This is a genomic window from Alloprevotella sp. Lung230 (assembly GCF_014385435.1).
GTDB lineage: Bacteria > Bacteroidota > Bacteroidia > Bacteroidales > Bacteroidaceae > Alloprevotella.
In genome coordinates, this window is the sequence record NZ_JACSUD010000002.1 from 145,086 (window position 1) to 168,026 (window position 22,941).

Consider the following 22,941-nt stretch of genomic DNA (forward strand, 5'->3'; position numbering starts at 1 on the left):
ATTGAAGATTGGTTGTCGGGAGACAATCAATTTTTTTTTGCTGCCTACCCCAAATCTGCCAAAGTGATCTCCCCTCCCAACCTGCTGATAGAGCCGTCTCTTATCCATATTTCCTATGACAGCTGAAAATTGTCTTATAGGAGAATCTAAATTGTCTTATAAGAGAATTCAAATTATCTTATAAGACAATTTTGAACACCTACTTACAATCTGATGCACTCCTAAACATTGGATATTCCCTATGGGGCGTATTTTCAAGAATATCCGTAAAAGAAGAGCAGTAATGAGCGCGAAAATCAAGAAAAAAGACGTAAGGCTTGCCTTAAAGCGAAATAATCGTTAACTTTGTGTCGCAAAGGGGGAGTGCCTTTTCAGAAACCTTTTGCCATTCGTCAATTCGACATACATCATACATACATTCATTCTTAAAAACCTGTTCCAACCATGAGAGTTATCATCGAACCGGACTACGCAAAACTTTCTCAGTGGGCTGCCGATTACGTTGTAGCCAAAATCAATGCCGCTCAGCCTACGGCCGAAAAGCCTTTTGTGCTCGGTCTGCCCACGGGGTCAAGCCCGCTTGGCATGTACAAAGCCCTCATCAAGGCTTACGAAGACGGACGTGTCAGTTTCAAGCACGTTGTGACCTTCAATATGGACGAATATGTGGGCCTGCCCGAAGAGCACCCCGAAAGCTACCACTCGTTCATGGCCACCAACTTCTTCAATCACATCGACTGCCCCAAAGAAAACATCCATCTCCTCAACGGAAACGCCAAGGATTTGGCAGCAGAGTGTGCACACTACGAGCAGATGATTGAAGCGGCAGGCGGTATCGACCTCTTCTTGGGAGGTATCGGCCCTGACGGACACATCGCTTTCAACGAACCCTTCTCGGCCCTCAGCAGCAAAACGCGCCAGAAGACCCTCACCACCGACACGCGCATCGCCAACAGCCGTTTCTTCGGCGGCGACCCCAATGCAGTGCCCGCGACTGCACTCACCGTGGGTGTGGGCACAGTGATGGCGGCCAAGGAGGTGCTCATCCTCTGCAACGGCCACAACAAAGCACGTGCGCTTCAAGCGGCCATCGAAGGCCCCGTTTGCCAAGCCTGGACCATCTCCGCTCTGCAAAACCATCCTCACGGCATCATCGTTTGTGATGAAGCAGCGTGCGAAGAACTCAAAGTGGGCACTTACAAGTACTTCAAAGACATCGAGAAGGACAATCTCTAAACGAAGTTGCCCCCTGCTTTTTAAGTGTAAGCCTACGTCCGAGAGACAATGGATTAGGGAAGCCTTGCCCCACATCCTCACGCCTCTGGAACGTAGGCTTACTTTCCGTCTCTCCTTACATTTCAAATCGTCAAACAAGTGGGTTTGAAAAAAAAACGCTATCTTTGCACGCGTTTACTAATCGTTCTTCCGGCTTATGCTTATCGATTTCAAGGGTCTCAACATCAAGATAGAAGAGGCCACGATTTTAGAGAATGTCGACTTTCGCGTTGACAACAATGAGTTTGTCTACATCATCGGTCGCGTGGGCAGCGGCAAGAGTTCGCTGCTCCGCACCATCTATGGCGAACAGGAGTTTGAAGGGCAGTCGGCCATGGTGCTCGACCATGACCTCACCCGGTTGCGCACCAAGCATCTGCCCGGCCTTCGGCGTCAGATGGGCATCGTGTTTCAAGACTTTTCCCTCCTCCCTCAGCACACTGTGGAGGAAAATCTCGACTTCGTGTTGCGCGCCACAGGTTGGAAGCACAAGAAGGAACGTGCCGCCCGCGTGGAGGAAGTGTTGAACCAGGTGGAATTGTACGACAAACACGGACGCTATCCGCACGAACTCTCCGGCGGCGAACAGCAGCGTGTGGCCATTGCCCGCGCTTTGCTCAACAACCCTCGCCTCCTTTTGGCCGACGAGCCTACGGGCAACCTCGACCACGAGACGGGACGCAACATCCTCCGTCTCCTGCGCTCGCTTACCGAGCAGGGCACTGCTGTGGTCATCGTGACCCACAATCGCCACTATTTGCAGGAGTTTCCCGGCATCGTCTATCGTTGCGCCGACCATAAGATGAGCGAAGTCACCGCAGAGTTTGCCTCCAAAGCCTCTCCCGAAGGCAATCCCTAAGTTCAGAACAGGTTTTACCATTGAAAATACATAAGAACATGAAAGTCTATAAGTTTGGTGGCACCTCGGTGGGCACGCCCGACCGGATGAAGGAAGTGTGCCGCCTCATCACAGAAGATGGCGAACAGAAAGTCGTGGTGCTTTCGGCTATGAGCGGAACCACCAATAGTTTGGTAGAGATTGCCGACTATTTCCGCAAGGGCAACCCCGAAGGCGCAAGCAATATGGTCAACGCCCTGCGCCGGCAGTATCACCAGCACGTACCGCAGTTGCACGACACAGAAGAGATGCGCGAGAGGACCATCAAAATGCTCGACGACATCTTCCTGCAACTGCACGACTTCCGCGGACGAGAGTTTTCCGATGCCGATGAGAAGGTCATCCTCTCCAAGGGTGAAATCATGAGCACCAACATGGTGACCAACTACCTCAAAGAAATCGGTGTGAAAGCTTGCCTGCTCCCTGCGCTCGAATACATGCGATTGGACTACAACGGCGAACCTGATGTAGCTTTCATCCGAGAGCGACTGAACGATCTGTTGGAAAGCAACCCCGGCTATGACATCTACATCACCCAGGGCTTCATCTGCCGCAATGCTGATGGCGCCATCGACAACCTGCAACGCGGAGGGTCGGACTACACCGCCTCTCTCATTGGCGCGGCCATACGGGCCGACGAAATCCAGATTTGGACGGACATCGACGGTATGCACAACAACGACCCACGATTTGTGGAAGGCACAACCCCCGTGCGCCAATTGAACTTTGAGGAGGCGGCCGAACTGGCCTATTTCGGTGCCAAGATTCTGCACCCCACCTGTGTGCAGCCCGCACGCTATGCCGGAGTGCCGGTGCGCCTCAAGAACACAATGGAGCCTTCTGCTCCCGGCACCCTCATCAACAACGACCTGCAAGAAGGCTGCATTAAGGCCGTGGCCGCGAAGGACAACATCACGTCCATCAAAATTGTGAGTTCGCGCATGTTTTTGGCCAGCGGCTTCATGTGCAAGGTGTTCAACGTGTTCGACAAGTACAAGACGTCCATCGACATGATCACCACCAGCGAAGTGGGCGTGTCGCTCAGCATCGACAACACCTCTCATCTGGCCACCATCGTCGATGAGCTCAAAGAGCTGGGCACGGTGCTGGTCGATGAAAAGATGTGCATCATCTGCGTGGTGGGCGACCTGCGTTGGAGCAACAAGGGGTTCAAAAGCCTGGCCACAGCCGCGCTGCGCGACATCCCCGTTCGCATGATCAGCTACGGTGGTTCGGACCACAATATCTCCTTCCTCGTGAGCATGAGCGACAAGAAGAGAGCCCTACGAGCCTTGCAAACCCAGTTGTTCAGCAAACCCTCCTGACCTAAACGCTCCCTCCTTCCATCGACAACCTACACAGCTGCTCGCAGATGTGTAGGTTGCTTTGAGTTCAGACGACATCCTCCCCTCCACACAGCACAACACACTAAACTGACAATGAACACTTCCCTCCTTCAAGAACGCGAAACCCCGTTCTACCACTATGACCTCAGCCTACTGCAATCCACACTTGACCACCTCCTCGCTGCGGCCCGCGACCTCCCCAACTGCCACATCCACTATGCCGTCAAGGCTTGTGCCACGCCTGCCGTCCTGCGCACCATCGCCCAAGCCGGGCTCGGGGCCGACTGCGTGAGCGGCGGCGAAGTGCGCGCTGCTTTTGCCCAGGGCTTCCCGGCCGACAAGATTGTGTTTGCCGGTGTGGGCAAAGCCGATTGGGAGATAAGGCTCGCCCTCGAAATAGGCATCTCCTGCTTCAATGTGGAGAGTCTGCCGGAATTGGAAAACATCAACGCCATTGCCCGAGAGATGGGGAAGACGGCACGTGTGGCTTTCCGCATCAATCCCAACGTGGATGCCCACACCCACGCGAAAATCACCACGGGGCTGAACGAAAACAAGTTTGGCCTGGCGATGGACGACATGCTCCCCACCATCCGCCACGCCTGGAGTCTCTCTCACGTCGAATATGTGGGGCTGCACTTCCACATCGGCAGCCAAATCACCGACATGCTGCCTTTCGTCCACCTCGCCGAGCGCATCAACACGCTCCAAGACCAACTGGAACAAGCTGGTATCACGACCGCAAGCATCAACGTGGGCGGCGGACTGGGGGTGGACTACGACCATCCCGATGCTCACCCTATCCCCGACTTCGAGGCCTACTTCGACGTGTTCCGCCGCTACTTGTGCCTGCGTCCGCTGCAGTCCCTCCACTTCGAGTTGGGGCGTTCCGTTGTGGCACAGTGCGGCAGCCTCATCAGCCGGGTGCTCTATGTGAAGCAAGGCCACGAGAAGCAGTTTGTCATTGTCGACGCCGGCATGACCGACCTCCTCCGCCCCGCCCTCTACGGTAGCCGTCATCAGGCCGTCAATCTTTCGGCCGAGGGAGAAAAGGCCGAGGCCCTCTACGACATCGTCGGCCCAATCTGCGAAAGCAGCGATGTTTTCCTCACTGACTACCGCCTCCCCACCACCCACCGCGGTGATCTCATCGCCTTCCGCACTGCCGGGGCTTATGGCGAAATCATGGCTTCGCAATACAACTGCCGCCGACTGCCCGGCCACCTCATCGAACCGGCCGACAGCAACGCCCTCGCACAATGACCGGTATCTACATCCACGTTCCCTTCTGCGAAAAGCGCTGCATCTACTGCAACTTCTACAGCACCACCCGCGGCAAGGCCGACCGCGAAGCCTACGTCCAAGCCCTCATTCACGAGATGGAACTGCGCCGAACGACCGACTGCATTTCGTCCATTTACCTCGGGGGAGGAACGCCCTCACAACTCGATGCCGAAGAACTGGCGCAGGTGTTTGAAGCCCTCCACCGCCTCTTTGCCATCGACCCTAACGCTGAAATCACCTTCGAAGCCAACCCCGACGACATCCATCCCGACAAAGTCCGGCAATTGGTTGCCCTCGGGGTGAACCGCGTGAGCCTCGGGGTGCAAAGTTTCGACGACACACGGCTGCAATTTCTCAACCGCCGCCACAGCGCACAGCAAGCCCACGAGACCGTGCTGCAGCTCGCAGCTGCAGGCATCGACAACCTCAGCCTCGATCTCATCTATGGCCAACCCGGGCAACAGCTCAGCGATTGGGAGCAGGAGGTCGAAACGGCTTTGGCCCTCCCCGTCTGCCACCTCTCGGCCTACGCCCTCACCTACGAACCTGCGACCCCGCTCCACCGCGCTTGGCAGCGGGGAGAAGTCCAAGCGTGCGACGAAGAACTCTCGCTCGCCATGTTCCAATCCCTCCTCCGACTGACGGAAGCCGAAGGGTTCGAACACTACGAAATCTCCAACTTTGCCCGCCCTGGACGCCGTTCGCGCCACAACTCCGCCTACTGGCAGGGAGTGCCCTATCTGGGTTTCGGTCCCGGCGCACACTCCTTTGACGGTGCACGCCGGCGCCGGCAAAACCTCCCTCAACTTCGGGCCTATCAGCAAACCGACTTCGGCCATGCCGATGTGCCGCACACCATCGAGGTGCTCAGCGATGCCGAGCACTACGACGAAGTGATGATGACCCGCCTGCGCACTGCCGAAGGCATAGACCTCGCCTGCTTGAGTCAAGACTGTGGCCTCGACTATTCCGACTATCTCCTGCGCACCGCCATCCCTTTTCTCCAAAGCGGCATGCTGAAAATCTGCCGCGGCCACCTGCGCTTCACGCGGCAGGGCATCTTCATCTCCGACCACATCATGGCCGAACTCATTTGGGCATAGCCCGCGCTCCTCTCTCCCGAAAGGATGCACTTCTCCCGAGGAAGTGCATCCTTTTTTTGCAGACATCGCGGTGTCCAAATCAGCAAACAGACAGAGGTTGGCAAGCCCGCGAAAGTAGGGAGTCTACCCATATGACACCATATTTAGAGGAGCATGCCGACCTGTTGAAAGAAGATGACGTCGTCTTCAGCGGCCCCCTGCGCATGCGCCCTTCCGAAAGGGTGAAAGTGAGCCGGAGGAAAGACGTGATGTTCCCTCTCCGAAGACGCTCTTTGACGAGAAAAAAAGCCCCTGCACCTCATCGGGTGCAGGGGAATGAGAGAGGGCGCGCGGCCGAGAGGACTAATCTTCGTCCTCCACGTAGCGGATGATACCGCGCTCGGCCGTGGCGATGAAGTCGGTGATGTCACGGATTTCCGGTGAAAGTTCGATTTGCTCATGGATTTTGATGACGGCATCTTCGAGCGAGAAGTTGCCCGCCGTGATGAGGCGGAAGGCATTGGCCAGGTGGCGGAGCAGACGCTCATCGGCATGAGGCAGATGCTGCTGGATGACCACCGTGTTCACCCCATGATAGGCCGGAGGATTTCCACCGAAGATGGCGTAGGGCAGTACGTCTTTCGACACGCGGCAACCGCTCTGCAAGAGGGCAAACTTGCCCACGCGCACCTTGCGCTGGACCATGGCGGCCGAGGAGAGGATGACGTAGTCGTGGATTTGACACGCCCCGGCCACGCTCACCGAGATGCCCAGCACGCAGTGGTTGCCGATGTGCACGTCGTGACAAATGTGCACCTTGTTCATCAGGAAGTTGTTGTTGCCGATGGTGGTGGCATCTTCGTGGCGGTTGCTGCCGGCGATGAGCACATTTTCGCGGATGACGTTGTCGTTACCGATGACCACGCGAGGGCGTTCGGCCTTGTCGTAGTGGAACGACTGGGGTTGGGCACAGACGACAACGTTTTGATAGACGACGTTGCCAGAGCCCATGGTGGTGCCGTTGAGGATGCTGGCGTGCGACTTGATGACGCAGTTGTCGCCGATGGTGACATCGCCTTCGATGTAGGCAAAGGGATGAATCTCTACGTTTTTCCCGATTTTGGCAGCGGGATCGACGAAAGCAAGAGGACTAATCATAGCTGTTTTGGGGTTATAGGTTTTACTGACGGCCTCCTCCGAGCGCTTGATAGAGCTTGATGACGGCCTGCACCTTGTCATAGCGGTTGTTGATGAGCGAGAGGCGGCCGTTGAGCAGGTTCATCTGCGCGGTGAGGGTTTCAAGGTAGGAGGTGGTGTTGCCGTTGCGGAAGAGGAATTCCGTGTCGTCGTTGGCCTTTTGAAGCTCTCTCAACCGCAGTTGGGCGATGTCGGTGGTCGTACAGGCGGTGTGGTAGGCCGCCAAGGCGTTGCTCACTTCTTGTCCGGCGGTGAGCAGGGCTTGTTGAAAGTCGATCTGCGCAGCTTCTTGTTGGAGTTTGGCCACCTCGTAGCCGGCTTTGATTTTGCCTTGGGCAAAGAGCGGCTGCGTGAGCGAGGCGATGCCCGAAGCGAGGAACTTGCCGGGGTTCATGATCATCCCGCCGAGGGAGTTAGTGAAAGCGCCCTGTCCGCTGATGGTGATTTGGGGGAAGAACTGGCCGCGGGCGGCTTGTACACCGTAGAAAGTGCTCGCGAGTTTGGCTTCGGCAATGGCCACATCGGGGCGGTTGGCCAAAAGCGAGAGGGGCACTCCCGTGGAGAAAGTCGTGGGGAAGCCGTCGGCGGTGAAGGGGTTGCGGTCAATGGCGTGGGGCACTTCGTGGAGCAACACAGCGAGCGAGTTTTCGAGTTGGCGAATGTTGTCCTCCAAGGTCGGGACGGTGCTTTCGATTTGAAGCACCTGTGCCTTGGCGCTGGCCAGGGCGGCCGCGTTAGTCATGCCGGCCTCCTTCATGGCTTCCATGGCCGTGATGTTCTTGTGCCAGAGCACGAGGGTGGAGCGCGTGGTGGCTAGTTGCTCATCGAGCATCTGGAGACTGTAATAGAGGTTGGCTACTCCCGTTACGATGGCCGTTTGCGTGGCTTGGCGCGCCACCTTGGCCTGCACGAGGCTGAGTTCGCCTTGCTTCTTGGCATTATAGAGTGTGCCGAAAGCGTCGATTTGCCAGGATGCCTGCACGGGGAAGCTGTAGGTCTTGGTCAGGCTGGAGCCGTCGATGAAAGCCTTGGAGAGTGTGCCCGAAGGCGAGAAGGCGATTTGAGGCAGATAGGCGAGCTTGTTGACCCGCAGCCCGATTTCTGCCTGTTTGATGGTGAGGGCCGTCTTGCGCAAGTCGGTGTTTTGTACCAAAGCTTTTCGGATGAGGGCTTGAAGTTTGGCATCGGTGAACACCTGCTGCCAAGGCATGTTGCCGAAAGAGGCAGTGTCGGTAGTCGTCAGTGAAGCATCCACTTGCGCCGGATCGCGATAGAGCTTTTGCGTGAGGCTGTCCACGCCTTTTGTATCGCGCTCGTAATGGCCGAAGAGTCCGCAGCTGGTGAGCAGCAAGGTGCCGGCCAATAGGGGAAGTATTTTGTGCATGGTGGTTCTATTTGAAACAGAGAGAGGGAGAGTCTTTCGGCTCTACCCTACTCTCTTTGTGAAAAGATTTACTTCGTGTATTGTTCGAGGTCGGCCGTAGCGTCTGCGTTGTGGATGTCGCTGAAGTCAAGGGGCTTGACACGCTCCTGCAAAGCTTGGAAGATGCGGAAGAGGGCGGGCACCACATAAATTTGGCAAATCATACCGATGAGCATACCTCCGATGGCGGTCATACCGAGCGAACGGTTGCCATTGGCGCCAACACCAAAGGCGAACATCAGCGGCAACAGACCGATAATCATGGCGAAGGAGGTCATTAAGATGGGACGCAGACGAGCGGCAGCACCATGGAGGGCAGCAGCCGTGATGCTCATTCCCATCTTGCGGCGATCAAGGGCGAACTCTACAATCAGGATGGCATTCTTGGCCAGCAAGCCAATCAACATGATGAGGGCAATCTGCACGTAGATGTTGTTTTGCGCGCTCCCGAAGATGGCGCCGAAGAGTTGGCCGGCCATACCGGGGAGACCACTCAGACTGCCGAAACCTTGGATGAACAAGAACGAACCCAACAGACCGAAAGGCACCGAGAGCAACACGGCAAAGGGAAGGAGGTAGCTCTCATATTGGGCAGACAACAGCAGATAGATGAACACGAAGCAGAGGACAAACACGATGCCCGTCGTACTGCCGGCGCTGTTTTGCTCTTCACGCGTCAGACCGGAGTACTCGTAGGAGTAGCCCACCGGCAACGTAGACTTGGACACTTCTTCAATCGCCTTAATGGCCTGGCCGGAGGTGTAGCCGTTGGCCGGATTACCATTGATGGCGATGGAGGTGAACATGTTGAAGCGCGTGATGTTGTCAGGCCCCATCGTGGGGGTGAGTGTCATGAACTGCGTGATGGGAGCCATCTCACCGCGGTTGTTGCGCACCTTAATCTTATTGAGAGACTCGTAGTTGGCACGCTGGCTGCGCTCGGCCTGCACCATGACGCGGTAGATTTTACCAAAGCGGTTGAAGTTGGAGGTGTAGAGACCGCCATAATAGCCTTGGAGCGTCATGAGCACATCGGAAGGCGAAATGCCGGCACGCTTACACTGCGCGGCATCGATGTCGATGATGTACTGCGGGAAGCGGGTGTCGAAGTTGGTCTGTGCCGACTGGATTTCGGGGCGCTTCTCGAGTTCTGTAGTGAAGTCGGTGGCCACTTGCTTGAACTTGGTGAGGTCGCCACCGGTACGGTCTTGGAGGTTCAGGGTGAAACCATTGGTCACACCATAGCCCATAATCATGGGCGGTGTGAAGAAGAGTACCTGAGCGTCCTTAAATGCCTTTTGCGACTCGAGGTAGAGGTTCGCGAAGACGATGGTCGAACTTTCCGTAAGGGCATTGCGCTCTTCCCAGTTCTTCAGTTTGATGATGAACGAACCATAAGAAGAACCTTGTCCACCGATGAAGGAGAAACCCGAAATCACCATCGTGTTCTCAACGAGCGGAGAGGCCATCACCAACTTTTCGACACGTTTGAGCATCGCCTCGGTGCGGTCTTGCGAGGTGCCGGGAGGCATCGTCACAGCGCCCATCACCGTGCCGGTGTCTTCGGAGGGTACAAGTGTGGTGGGAGTGATGTTCATGAAGAAAAGGAGCAGGGCAATACCGCCGGCCACCAATCCCATGGAGAGATAAGGGCGAACGATGAAGCGGTTCACACCTTTCTTATATTTCTCCAGCAAGTTGTCGTAGAACTTATTGAAAGCTTCGATGAAGCGGTCGGAGAAGAGGCCCAACACCGCTGCAACAGCGACAATCCAAGCAATGATGGAAAGGAAGATGTTTTCGAAGGTAAACCAGCCCAAAATCATCATCACAATGGTTGCAATGAGCAAAATCGTTGTCACCAGCGGTGGGAAGGGGATGGCAAAGCCACGCTTCTTGATGCTGTACTTTTCCTTCATCAAGTGGAGTGCCTCTTTCTGGGCCACCTTCACGCGTTCGCCCAGACTCTTGTCGTCACCGTGGGCTTTGAGGATGATGGCACAAAGAGCCGGAGAAAGGGTCAAAGCGTTGAGGGCCGAGAAGCCAATGGCCACTGCCATGGTGATACCAAACTGCCGATAGAACGTACCGCTGGTACCTCCCATAAAGGATACGGGCACAAACACAGCCATCATCACGAGGGTAATCGAGATGATAGCCCCTCCGAGTTCGCTCATCGCGTCAAGTGAGGCTTTCCGCGCAGAAGAATAGCCCATGTCCAGCTTAGCATGGACACCTTCCACGACGACAATGGCGTCATCGACCACAATGGCAATCGCCAGTACGAGGGCCGAGAGGGTGAGGAGGTTGAGGGAGAACCCAATCAGATAAAGCACAAAGAAAGTGCCGACCAGTGCCACAGGGATGGCCACTGTGGGAATGATGGTTGAGCGCATGTCTTGTAGGAAGAGAAACACCACCAGGAACACCAAGACGAAGGCTTCGATAAGCGTCTTGACCACTTCGTGGATAGAGGCAAACAGGAAGTCGTTGGCATTGAGCGAAATGCGTACTTCAAGGCCGGAAGGCATGTCGGCTTCGGCTTTTTTGAGGGTGGCTTGCAGGTCCTTGATAATCTGCGTGGCGTTCGATCCCGCAATCTGAGACACCATACAAGACACGGCCTTATGCCCGTTCATTCGGCTACCAAAAGAGTAGGTTTCACTGCCCAATTCCACACGAGCTACGTCCTTGATGCGCAACACGGTGCCATCGGCCAGCGACTTGATGACCATGTTTTCAAACTCGGGCACTTCTTGCAGACGGCCGCGATAGCGCAACGTGTACTGAAAGGTATTGTTCTCGCGCTCACCGATACTACCGGGAGCGGCTTCGATGTTCTGCTCGGCCAATACGCCGGTCACGTCGGTAGGAACGAGGCCATAAGAGGCCATTTTCTCAGGGTCGAGCCAAATGCGCATAGCATAGGCGCCGGAGAAAACTTGCGCTTCACCCACACCATTCACACGCTGTATCTGGGGGACAATGTTGATGTTGGCATAGTTGGAGATAAATTCGTCCGTGTAGCGATCTTCAGTGTCGACGATGGAGAACACCATCAACATCGAACTTTGGCGCTTGGAGGTGATTACACCCACACGCGTCACTTCGGCCGGCAGATAACCCGTGGCTTTGGCCACACGGTTTTGCACGTTGACGGCCGCCATGTCGGGGTCGGTGCCCTGCTTGAAGACAATCTGTATCGTGGCTTGTCCGGTATTGGTGGCCGTAGACGCCATGTAGTCCATGCCTTCTACACCGTTGATTTGCTCTTCGAGCGGTGTCACCACGGAGTTCAACACCGTTTGTGCATTAGCGCCTTGATAGACCGTCTGCACTTGGATGGTGGGCGGAGCAATGTCGGGATACTGCGTGATGGGGAGCGAAATGAGTCCCAGCGTACCGAGCATGACGATGAAGATGGAAATCACCGTCGAGAGCACCGGTCGGTTGATAAAGGTATCTAATTTCATTGTTGTTGTTCGTATTTCAGGAGTTGTGCAGCACACACTTCTCTCTTGTCCTTTATGATTGTGGGCACTCGTTTACTGGCCGGGCATCTTCTTTTCAGCCATGTGCTGCTCCGACTTCTTGAGCTGGGCATCGCTTTGTGCCGTGGTGATAGGCGTAATCTGCATGTCGTTCTTGAGTTTATTGATGCCCTCTACCACGAGACGGTCGCCCACCTTCAGACCCTTTGTCACGACATAGTTCGTGGCATCACTCTGAGCAAGCACTTCTATCTCAGTGGAGTGCACTTTATTGTTTTTGTCCACGACATAGACAAACTTCTTGTCCTGAATCTCATAAGTGGCCTTCTGAGGAACGAGGATGGCGTTGGGGCGGTTCACGGGGAAACGAACCACACCGGTCGCACCGGAACGGAGCACACGGTGGGGATTGTCAAAAGTGGCACGCATTTGCACGGAACCGGTTGTCCCTTCCACAACGCCCGACATGGTCGAAACACGGCCCGTCTGTTCATAAGTAGAGCCATCGGCCAGCAGCAAGTTTACATCGGGCATCTCCTTGATTGCAGCATCTGTGCCACCGTGGGTGCGCGTCATCTCGAGCAGTTGCTTTTCAGTCATGGAGAAGTAAACGTACATCTTCGAGAGGTTCGACACCACCGTGAGAGGCTGAGCCGAAGCACTGCTCACTAGCGATCCAACGCGATAGGGGATGGTGCCTATCACTCCGGCGCTCGTCGCACGAATGGTGCAGTAGGAGAGCTGGTCCTTGGCGTTGGTCAAGCTTGCTTGGGCTTGAGCCAACTGAGCCTTCAGTTGTGCCAACTGGTTTTGTGCCACATCGAGGTCATATTGCGACACGATGTCCTTCTCGCGCAACATTTTCTTGTTCTGCACCGTGAGTTCTTGCGTGGCAATGCTTGCCTTGGCCACATTGACCGCAGCTTGTGCCTGCTCCACAGCCGCACGATACTGTGTGGGGTCAATCACAAAGAGCACTTGGCCAGCGCTCACAAAATCGCCCTCATCGACGAGTTGTTTTGTGATATGCCCGGCCACCTTAGCGCGGATTTCAATGTCCTGCACGCCTTTGATGGTGGCGGGATAAGAGACACTAAGATGGGCATCTGAGGCAGCTACCGTCTCAACAGCAAATTTGGTGTCTTCCGGGGGCATTTGTTGCTTGTTGCCCGAACAAGCTACCAGTGCCAAACCGAGCACGAAGTAAGCGATTTTTTTCATAAAAAGGAGATTGATTGTTTATTTTATTGTGCCAATGATGAAGTCTGTAAAGAAGATGATGCTCGAACTTGGCGGGGGCGCAACATCATTATATAAAAGGTGTTTTGTGTTCAATTCACGACTGCAAAGATACGCCGAAAAAAACAAACACGCACAAAGGGTTTTCTAAGATTTCGGCCGGCTACACAATTTTTTAGGCTTTATTAGAGTTGAGTGCTTGCGTTTTACACTCTATTTTGCAAATCGCAGATTCTCTGTCACGACTTCTCTCGCAGTAGCAAAAACTCGTATCGTGAAGTTCAAAAAAGCAGCGGGGCGGACAAGAAAGAGAGAAGGAAAAGCAGAAAACCGGTGACACGGAAGCGCCAAAGGCCGAGGGCACTACCTACGCCCAGCACGCTGCACACCACCCACTGCCACAACGTCCCCTCAAAGTGAAGTAAAGTGACCACACTACAGCTCAACAGCAGTCCCAAACGCAGCAGGTCCGCCCATTCACGCCGAGGAGTGCGCCAATGTCGGAGGGCAAAGTTCACCGTTATGACCGACAAGGCCGGCCAGATGCCTATATATAAAAGGTGCAATCCGCTCCTTAAGGCAGGAACAACGGCATAGAGCAGAAAACTGCCTCCCATCAGGAAAAGGATGGCGGCAACTTGCCAACGAAGAGGGCGTGAGAGGGGAGAAGGAGACATCGGCAGGAAGAGAGAAAGGAGGAGAAAAAAAGAAGGGAAAGAAAAAACGGCCTTTCACCCAGCAAGCGCTATGTTGCCGAGTGAAAGGTCTTTTCTGAAAATAAGTAGGTCTTCAAAATGAATCGTAGCCATCTTAGTCGTAGGATGTTCTCTACTTTGAGATTCTACTTAAGCAACGAGGACGAAGCCTCACTGGTGCTGTTCGCGATAGAGGTCGTTGACCGTCTTAACAGGATTGAACGTGGAGAGCGGCACTTCCACAAAGATGGTGTTCCAATCGCTCATCGCTCCGTTCCACAGGCCGGGCAGCTCCAAAGCTTTCAGTTCACGGCCGTCCTTCGACTTGTGAGAAATAAATCCCGTGGCGGGGTCAACATACTCACGCAGGTCAAACGGTGTGCCTTCATAGTTGCGCACAGCACAAACCAAGTCAACGGGGTTGAAGTGAGTACCCTGCTCAAACATGGCTTTCTTCTTCGCGTCTGTCATGTCGATTTGGCTGCTTTCGAGGATTTGGAGCGACACCGTGCCGTCTGGATTGTAGGCCCAGAAGGGACCGCCACCAGGCTCACCGACGTTCCGAACCATTCCACACACGCGCATCGGGCGGTTGAGTTTGCAGTAGAGATAGTCCATCAGTTCCAGACCTTCCAGTGCACGTGCTGCTGTGCTCTTGCAGTGGAGTTGTTCTTCCACGAAGCGCAGCATCTCCTGCAAGCGATCTTCGCCCACGTTGCCCTCGTCGAGTTCGTCGAGGTAGGCAAACGCCTGTGCCTGCAATCCCACCAGCACACCGGCCAGCAACTTCTTGTAGGTCACGGTGTCGGCCTTCAGGCGGTCAGGCACCACATTGTCGATGTTCTTGATGAACACCACATCGGCTTCGATGTCGTTCAGGTTTTCGATGAGTGCTCCGTGTCCTCCGGGGCGGAAAAGGAGCGTCCCGTCGGCATTGCGGAAGGGCGTGTTGTCGGCGTTGACCGCGATGGTGTCGGTCGAGGGCTTCTGTTCGGAGAAGGAAATATTAAATTCTGCTTCCAGTTCTCTGCCCAGGTCCGCTTTCTTCTCCTGAGCCAGAACTTCGAAGAGTGCACGGTGTTCGGGCGAGACCGTGAAATGCACCAGAACGCGTCCCTTGCCATCCTTGGCATAGCGTGCCCCCTCCACAAGGTGTTCTTCAAAGGGTGTGCGAGCACCGCTTTCGTAACGGTGGAACTTCAGCAGCCCCTTGGGCAGCCGGCCATAGTTGAGCCCATCGCTCCCGAGGAGGCCTTCGACCACAGCCTTATACATCCCTTCAGCCACGAGTGCAGCCGTATCTTTGCCATAGTGGGCGATCAGCACTCGGTCGAGGTCATCGAGGAAAGCCGCATCCTCCAGGCGATCGAAAAATGTCCGCTCAAACTCCGTGGTCGGCATTTCATAGTCGGCCTCCAAGAAGGCAAACAAATCCTTGAACATACGGCTCGCCGCACCCGAAGCCGGCACAAATTTCACCACACGATGGTCGGCATCGGCAGTGTAGGCTTCCCAGTCGGACAAGTGGCGGGCGGCCGCTGCTGCATCCGGCGCATAGATACCGCCGTTGGCCAAATCAGCCGCGCCCTCCAACTGCAAAAAGGGAAATCCCGTTTGAAACGCGCTCAACTGAGCGTTAAGTTGTTCTTCACTGATGCCCTTCTTGGCCAAAAGGGCACAATCTTGTTCTGTCATCATAGTGATTCGCGTTTGTCAGTTTTCGTTGAGGCAAAGATACGACTTTTTAGTACAACGAGAGGGAGAAATATAGAAAAAAATGCATACCTCCTCAAATGTTCTCCTTCCCCGTCAACATTTCTTCGACTTAGATTCCGTTCAGTCCTCAATGACGTTCATTATCCCCCTCTAAAAAAAGAAAACCGAGGCCGCTCCTTTCCGTAACGATGTACTCTCACACATATTGCTATAACTCATAATAGCTATACATCGTTCGGGGCAGGAGGGCCTCGGCCAAATAACCACGTACACTTACGCAGTTGTAAGTAGGTGTTCGAAATGAATTGATACTAGATTTGTTTCAATTTTTCGTCAGGTCGTCTTTGTGAGGAAGGAGTGTAGCGAGCTACACGACTGATGAACAAAGGCGAGATGGCGGAAAAGGGAAACAAAGATGGTGTCAAAGTAGAGAATACCCTACGCAGAAGATCGTTACGATTAATTTTGAACACCTACTTAGAGAAAAGTAAGTTGATCATTCCGTCAGCACACGCTGGCGCAGGTGGGGATTCACCATAGCGGGATAGCGCTTCTTGAAGCGTACCGTGATGATGGGGCTTTCCACAACACAGGTGCCTGAGGTGGTCACGCGCTTGTAATAAACCGTAGAGCCGTAACGCTGCGTTTCGGTAAAAGTCTCGTTCGTCGCACTGGCTATGTTTGTCCACGATGTTTTGTCCAAACTGCGCTGCCACTGATAGCTCCGGGTGGGGCTGCCCGAAAGCAGACCGGCCGTGAGGGTGAAGGGGTTCTTGTGGTCGATGGTCACGTTGAGTTCTTCATTAGAGACTGTCTGTGTCATGCCCGGGTCTACCGTAATGGTCGACACACCACTGATGCCGGAGCAGTTGCCCAACACCGTCACACGCCGCACATGGTACGTACCGGTATAGGGCGGAGCATAGGTGAGTTGTTCACTCGTGGCTCCTGCAATCCCTTTCCAACCATTTGCATTGCTGAGGTCGTCGTTAATCTGCCACTGATACTTATGAAGCGTAGAAGGCAGACCGTCACTCACAACAGTGGGTGCCCCGATATTTATGGTAGCGGTTTGTCCGGCACATACGCGAGCACTGGTAGTCGTGGGCACTTCCTGCACTTTCACCACATGCACCTTGATCGTAGCGTCAATGGTTGTGGTGCAAGAGCTGGGCAACACTTTCAGCAGATACGTACCGGCACGTGCTGCCGTCGCGGTAAAACTCAGTTGTGGATTGGTCGAAGAGAATCCATTCGGCCCTGTCCAGCTGTAGGTCGCTCCTACCAGATTAATGGGGGTATAGGTTAGTTGCTCTCCTTCACAAAAATAGACTTCTCGACTCATGGCTAGTCCTATTTTTGCAGGAGCTTGCAACTGCACGTCTTGATGAATATAGGTCAAGCCACAATTATCGGTGGCATCAATACGATAGGTTTCGCCCAACTGCCCTGTATAGAAGGTTGTTGCTCCGTTCACATTGGCATGCGTATCCACCACCGTACCATCGGACTTCTTCAGGATATAAGTATAAGGGGGATGCCCGGCTTTCAGCCCAATCGTGATAACTCCCTGATTACTACTCGGACAGAAGAAACTCAACGATTGAGCTCCATCGAAGTTGAGGAAATAGCGAGAGAGATCTAATTTATACTCTTGAGAGGAACAAGTACTACCATCCTGGAATTTGGCTGTAAGGTATACGCTAGGATAAGCATTATAAGTGGAGAAGGATTGCCCCCAGTTGTAGGAGCCTTCTCGGCAAGACCATCCCACACAGTATCCAGACATGGACACAGGTTCTTTTCCACTTGGGAAATAGGCACGCCCCTGCGGAGTTACATGTAACTTACCATCACAATCCATCGTCACGATAGGATCGTGCATTTCAAACTTAATGCTCTCCTCTGTTGTTACCTTAAAAGTTCCAGTCTTTGGTCCACAATCTTCAGTAACGGTAAAGACATAGTTACCCGCCGTAAGTTGATAGGCAGGTTTTACCACACCTCCCGATTGCACCATCCATTTTCCTGAAGGTCCCCAGATTCGTAGATAATGATAGGTGTCGCGAGCCTGGTTCCAAAGCGGCTCATCACAGTAAAACACTTCACCGGTTGTAGTGTTACGAAACTCAATGCGAAGAATCTTGGGAATACGTTTATCTCTATCTTGTGTACCTGATGGATATTGAGGGAAGAGGGCGGTGTAGTCCTCGCCCAGATAAGGATAATTAGATCCATATCCTGGGCATTTATTCCCTACAACGTAGTCACCTATATGATAGCTTGTAGGAAGAGCGTAACTAACAACATGCTGATGGATGGCAGAAAAGTAGGATGTGCCGTCCTCTTTCACAAAATCGATGTAGTAGCGCTGATTTCTTGCATAGAATGTATTGCTTTTCCAGCTTGCACTATAAGTGATGTCCATCAAAGGACTTCGCTCAATTTCAGTCATCCCTGAATTCCGTACGATAAAGCGCCCACGTCCCATACAAGGCAGGTTGCCTACATTCCAAGTATAATACTCTCCTGTACAAGTCGTGGTCCGATTATAAATAATGGCCTCCATATAAGGTGTATATGTGTATGGCGCGATTTGCTTCTGCCACAACTGGGTGGAAGTACCAGCCAAATTGATTTGATAGAAGTAAGTGTCGTCATTGGGTACTTGCAAGTCTTCAAAGTTATGCTTTTCCCAACCATAGTTGGTTATGGTCTTCTGCTTAACAATACTACCTGTCGCCGAGCCTTTTCTCACAATGATATCATAAGATTGGCATGATGTTGCCGCAAAACGCGTCAAATTCAAGGTGCCCATACAACGGTCTTCATACAAGTCCGCTCCAGCTGCGATATTACAGAGATTGATTCCAGACAAAGACACGCGCTTTACGATTGAAGGGCATGATTTCAGACGCAAGAGTACATCGACCCCTGCTGAGACATTAAAGCTGGGAAAAGTATCTGTCACCAACATATAACGATCAGAAGTGCTACCATAGGAGAACCTAGACGACCAAGGCTGAGTGGTTCTATTTCCACCGGGTGGAACAACGGCGATTTCATATGGAGATTTACCATAATAATAGGTCTCCACAAACTTCTGCATCTCCGTTTGTGACAATGCTGAGAGGTCTATTTTGACGCTAGCCCGCAAACTACAAGAATTAGGGAGAACTTCGACACACTGATAGAGTCCTGTCACTTTCGCAACTTCCGGAATGGCAGGCACAACCACATTAGGCACCGTCACATCCATACAGCCATCGGTAACCCAAAGCTTATAAGTTCCAGGAATTAGATCGCCGCCCCATCTTTCGTAAGAATAGTCACTAATTGGCTTAAGTTCCTTTTTAGGAGATACAGGCCCATTAGGGTCTTCGATGACATAAACGTGAACAAGTCTGTTCCAATAATTACTATTACTTCCTCCGATTGAAAGTCCTATTACTCCTTGGGCTGGACAGACATAGGTTGCTTTATGTTTGTCCGGATCTTGTACAACCGTCAATGGTGCTGTGTAACTTGTAGGAAGAGTTATATCCTGCTCTTTGGTATACGTCTGCAAATTTCCTTCACTATCTATGCATGTTCCCTTGGCTGTCAGTTTGTAAGTACCGGGAGGAAGGCCGATGAATTTCTTCACTTCCGTTGGGTCGGTAGTTTCTGCAGTTTGTGGGGTACCACCGGAAGAGTTTTGCAAAATGTACTCCATCTTACTCAACCTTCCTTTACTCTGCTCATAAACGTAGGCTTCAATTATACCGTTCGAGTGGCAAGTCAAATTGTGGCTGCTATAACCAATGTTAAGGGAAGATTCTGGAACAGTAGCCGTAAGCATCTTTTCAGCAGCAATGCAAGCACTCGAATAGGTTACTTTAATATCATACGTACCCCCGGGAAGTCTAAGGGTAGTATTGATGCCGGGATGAGTTTCATCCAGAGCCAAAACTCCCGTCGTATGATTTGTCACCTCATAGTGTACGCTCAAATTTGGATCTTCTGGAGAGAGGCGAATATTCACCTTGCCCAATTCACAAGGATTGGTTTGGGGTTCTACCCATGCTGTCACATCCATTGCTGTAGCTGCAGTGATATAGACGGTTTTGTCAAGATTGGCTCCACAATAGACATAACGAATTTTATAATACAACCCTGGAGTTAAATTTGTAAATTCTGCTCGTTCAATCACCGAACTTGATGAGATAGAATCATAAGCAACATCTCCCGTACGGTCATAAAGATACACTTTCGTGGGCATTTGGGCATAACCTTTCGTCAAGAGGTCAGAAGTCATAACCACTCCGGCAGCTTGGCAGCCTGGGTAGTAGGGGACAACTTTTACATCAATGGCATCTTCAGGATATTTTTTAGCGTGCTGCCAATCGTCTCGTCCAATTTGTACATAAACTTCTCCGCAACCCACCTCGGCCACAATTTTTACTCCTGCTTCTGGAAGATTGTTGAAGGTAATCTTTTCATCGGGAGATGCTGCCACTTTGGTTTCCAACAGATGTCCATTGGTATCATACGCCTTATAGGTTACACTGCCTGAAATGGATAATGGATTTCCTAGGCGATCTGACAAATGTACTTCAATACTCTGATTGTTAGTACAGAAGTCCCCTCTATCCAGTATACTGTATAATATAGTCACGTTACCTTGTGAGCTCCGTCCCCAACCTTCTGGAACGATAGTAGGAGGAAGTGAGCCGGAGGTTGAACATGTTCCGCTACCAGATAGGAGATAAGAGAGAGTATAGGTGCCGGCAGGAAGTCCCTCATAAGTGATATAAGCAGTTGACTTGCGTGTATAAGCGTATGTAGTACCGTTTTGATCGCGTAGAGTGAACTTAACTTTCGAGATATCGTTAAAGAAATAATAATTGATGGCACCACTTCTTCCACAACTTGCTGGAGTTACAGAATATGCTTTATTAACTATTTTTTCTGATAACTTCGCTTCAATTTTAAAAGTGCCCGAAGATACTTTTCTGTTACCACACACCATCAATTCGTAGGTATAATCTCCCGTAGCAAGGTTGCGCAATGTGATGTTGGGAACTGAACTCGACACCTCATCGTCATAAATAGGTGTAGTCGTGCCCACCTTATGGACAAGGAGCTTAGCAGAAAGGTTAGCAAAAACAGATTGCGAAAGCGTTGTATTGATTGTTACGCTACCCAAGGCTTCACAGTCAGGAGAAGGAACCATTGTCTCTGCAGCTATGCTTGCAGAAGGCAATGTATAATAAGAAGTGATACTATCATTAAACACCATGACGGGTGTACCACAAGCAGGAATAATTTTAAACTTAACATAAGAGTTGTCCTTACCAAGATCTTCAATGTCACTCGCAGCTACTGGAACAGTCCACTTGTCATCTTTCAGTGCCGGAAGCAGACCGCTACCCAGCAGTTTATCTTTGTAGTAAAGTTCATAAGTTGCTCCATCTACGAATCGCTTAGCTGCAGCAGAACTCAATTGAGCGGCAGAATAATCTTTAGCATATTGGAGAGGTAAACCTTCGGAACAGGTGCCAAGGAGGAAACGTCCGGTTGTAGGTGGAGTGCTCCAACCATTGTCTTCCCCTGCCACAGTTATCCCTGTACTATTGTTCGAAGATATCGTAGAAGTAGCATTCAACTCTTCTCCACAAGTTGTTCTAAATTTAAGGGTATAAGCTCCCGGCACCAGCCCCGACAATGTTTTGGTACGGTCGGTTTTGGAGAGAGAGAGAGTACGCACCGGCGTGCCCTCGTTGTAGAGGATGAGCGTGGAGTTGTCTAAGTAGACGCCATTCTCCAGCTCCACTTTGAGCGTTCCGGTAGGGTCGCAGAAGTAATCGGCGCGCGTGGCCGTGACCTTCAAATCGCCCAAACTGACGATGGGCACAGCTGCCGTTGCGGATTGCGTTTGTCCCGCCCATGTGGCTGAAATCGTGTAGTTGCCGGGGGCGAGCCCTTCGAAGACAGCGCTCTCTTCCGTCACACCGAGTTGAGTCGTCGGTGCACCGCCGCCATTGGGTGTGAGCGTATAGTCCACAGGGCAGGCCTCACTCGTGCCCGGCACCGTGGCCGAAATCTTACCGATGGAGCAATGAGCGTACGTGCCTTGCAGAGCACTCGCTGAGAGCGTGCCGGCGCTACCGATGGGGACGGTGAAAGGCACCGTCTCCACCGTACCGCAGTCGCTCGTGGCGCGGAGTTCATAGTTGCCACTGGGCAGATTGAGGAACGTATGTGTAAAGTTCGGATAGACAAGCTGTTCGGTTTGCAAGGCAGCACCGCCACCGGAGGGAAGCACTTCGTACTTCAAGCCGTTCACGCCCATCACGCGGGCCACGGCCACGCGAACACCTCCGGCACAAGCTGTGCCGCGCGTGGGAATGGGCGTGGGCAGGATGGAGAAGTAGCCCACTTTGACCGTCTCTTCTACTTCATAAGCACCGTTCTTAAATGCAGCGGTGGGCGAAGCAGGCGTGCACGCCGGAGTGGCGCGCATCACCACCTTGTACGTGCCCGAGGGGAGGTTGTAGAATGTGCTCTCGGCATAAGGCGTGTTGGAAGTCATCGAATTCAAAAGCGTCGTACCTTGATAAAGGAAATATTCCGCTTTGGTGAAGCCCGTTACGGCTCCGACTGACACATCGATAGAACCGGCCGTGGCCGAGCATCCACCCGCAGGTGTGGTTTCAAACACCGGCGCCACCGCGTGGGGCTGTTCGGAGCGGTGCGTGAGTGGGGAGAACACCACTTCCTGCGTGCCGGAGGGACAAGTGCCGGTGACGCGCAGGTGGATGGTTTGCCCCGCTGCCCAACTGGTGAGGGGAATGGTGGTGGGTACGGACAGATTGGTCTGCTCCACGGGATTGGCCCATGTTGCGCCATCGGTCGAGGTTTCGTAGGTGAGCTTCGAGAAGCCCGCCACGTTGTTGCGATAGGTCACGATGATTTGGCCGGCCGTGCCACAATCAGCATTGGCGGCGTAATAGTTGACCTTGAAATCGCTCACTTTCAGTTCCGGACAAGTGCTTTGTGCAACAGCCAGAATGCTCCACAGTCCGGTGACGAGCAGGAGTGCCCAACGGATTGGAAGCGCAGAGAGAAATCTTTGCATGGTGTGAGAAATTATAATGTTTCGTGTTTATATTTTATGCAGAAAGGAGAATGGGGTTTCCACAAAGGTAATGCGCATAAAAAATATAAACAAAAGAAACGGCGAAAAAGTGAATAAATCAAATTACCCCCCCCCCCCCCGATTTTGAAAGCTATAGTTTACAAAACAGACTAAA

General features: G+C 52.8%; 12 protein-coding genes. 5 read left to right on the plus strand and 7 right to left on the minus strand.

Translation table 11 applies throughout. The features are described 5' to 3' along the window. Window positions 1-444 precede the first annotated feature (444 nt). From nagB to hemW, 5 genes are all read left to right on the plus strand, one after another. On the plus strand, window positions 445-1,236 hold the full coding sequence (gene nagB, locus H8527_RS02730; RefSeq protein WP_187545378.1) for a glucosamine-6-phosphate deaminase: 792 nt from the start codon (window positions 445-447) through the stop codon (window positions 1,234-1,236). A 196-nt stretch (window positions 1,237-1,432) separates the two neighbouring features. Then, on the plus strand, window positions 1,433-2,134 hold the full coding sequence (locus tag H8527_RS02735; protein WP_187545380.1) for a cell division ATP-binding protein FtsE: 702 nt from the start codon (window positions 1,433-1,435) through the stop codon (window positions 2,132-2,134). Window positions 2,135-2,172: 38 nt separating this feature from the next. Further along, window positions 2,173-3,498, plus strand: coding sequence for an aspartate kinase (locus H8527_RS02740; protein WP_187545382.1), 1,326 nt, complete (start codon window positions 2,173-2,175; stop codon window positions 3,496-3,498). Between the two features lie 114 nt (window positions 3,499-3,612). After that, window positions 3,613-4,782, plus strand: coding sequence for a diaminopimelate decarboxylase (gene lysA / locus H8527_RS02745; protein WP_187545384.1), 1,170 nt, complete (start codon window positions 3,613-3,615; stop codon window positions 4,780-4,782). Continuing rightward, window positions 4,779-5,906, plus strand: coding sequence for a radical SAM family heme chaperone HemW (hemW, locus tag H8527_RS02750; RefSeq protein WP_187545386.1), 1,128 nt, complete (start codon window positions 4,779-4,781; stop codon window positions 5,904-5,906). The genes lysA and hemW overlap by 4 nt, the downstream gene beginning before the upstream one ends. Before the next feature lie 342 nt (window positions 5,907-6,248). On the opposite strand, the gene lpxA is transcribed toward hemW, so the two are convergent. The 7 genes from lpxA to H8527_RS02785 form a co-directional block, all read right to left on the minus strand. Then, window positions 6,249-7,043: an acyl-ACP--UDP-N-acetylglucosamine O-acyltransferase gene (gene lpxA, locus H8527_RS02755; protein ID WP_187545388.1), complete on the minus strand. Its 795-nt coding sequence runs from the start codon at window positions 7,041-7,043 to the stop codon at window positions 6,249-6,251. A gap of 22 nt (window positions 7,044-7,065) precedes the next feature. Next, window positions 7,066-8,466, minus strand: a complete 1,401-nt coding sequence (locus H8527_RS02760) for a TolC family protein (RefSeq protein WP_187545390.1) — start codon at window positions 8,464-8,466, stop codon at window positions 7,066-7,068. Between the two features lie 68 nt (window positions 8,467-8,534). After that, on the minus strand, window positions 8,535-11,978 hold the full coding sequence (locus H8527_RS02765; protein ID WP_187545392.1) for an efflux RND transporter permease subunit: 3,444 nt from the start codon (window positions 11,976-11,978) through the stop codon (window positions 8,535-8,537). A 72-nt stretch (window positions 11,979-12,050) separates the two neighbouring features. Further along, complete coding sequence (locus H8527_RS02770; RefSeq protein WP_187545394.1) at window positions 12,051-13,217, minus strand: efflux RND transporter periplasmic adaptor subunit; 1,167 nt, start codon at window positions 13,215-13,217, stop codon at window positions 12,051-12,053. Between the two features lie 299 nt (window positions 13,218-13,516). Continuing rightward, window positions 13,517-13,912, minus strand: a complete 396-nt coding sequence (locus H8527_RS02775) for a hypothetical protein (protein WP_187545396.1) — start codon at window positions 13,910-13,912, stop codon at window positions 13,517-13,519. 189 nt (window positions 13,913-14,101) lie between these two features. Next, window positions 14,102-15,628 (minus strand): DUF4301 family protein, encoded by a 1,527-nt coding sequence (locus H8527_RS02780; protein WP_187545398.1) that lies wholly within the window; start codon window positions 15,626-15,628, stop codon window positions 14,102-14,104. A 514-nt stretch (window positions 15,629-16,142) separates the two neighbouring features. After that, a complete protein-coding gene (locus tag H8527_RS02785; protein ID WP_187545399.1) occupies window positions 16,143-22,766 on the minus strand; it encodes a hypothetical protein in 6,624 nt (2,207 codons plus the stop codon). Window positions 22,767-22,941 lie beyond the last annotated feature (175 nt).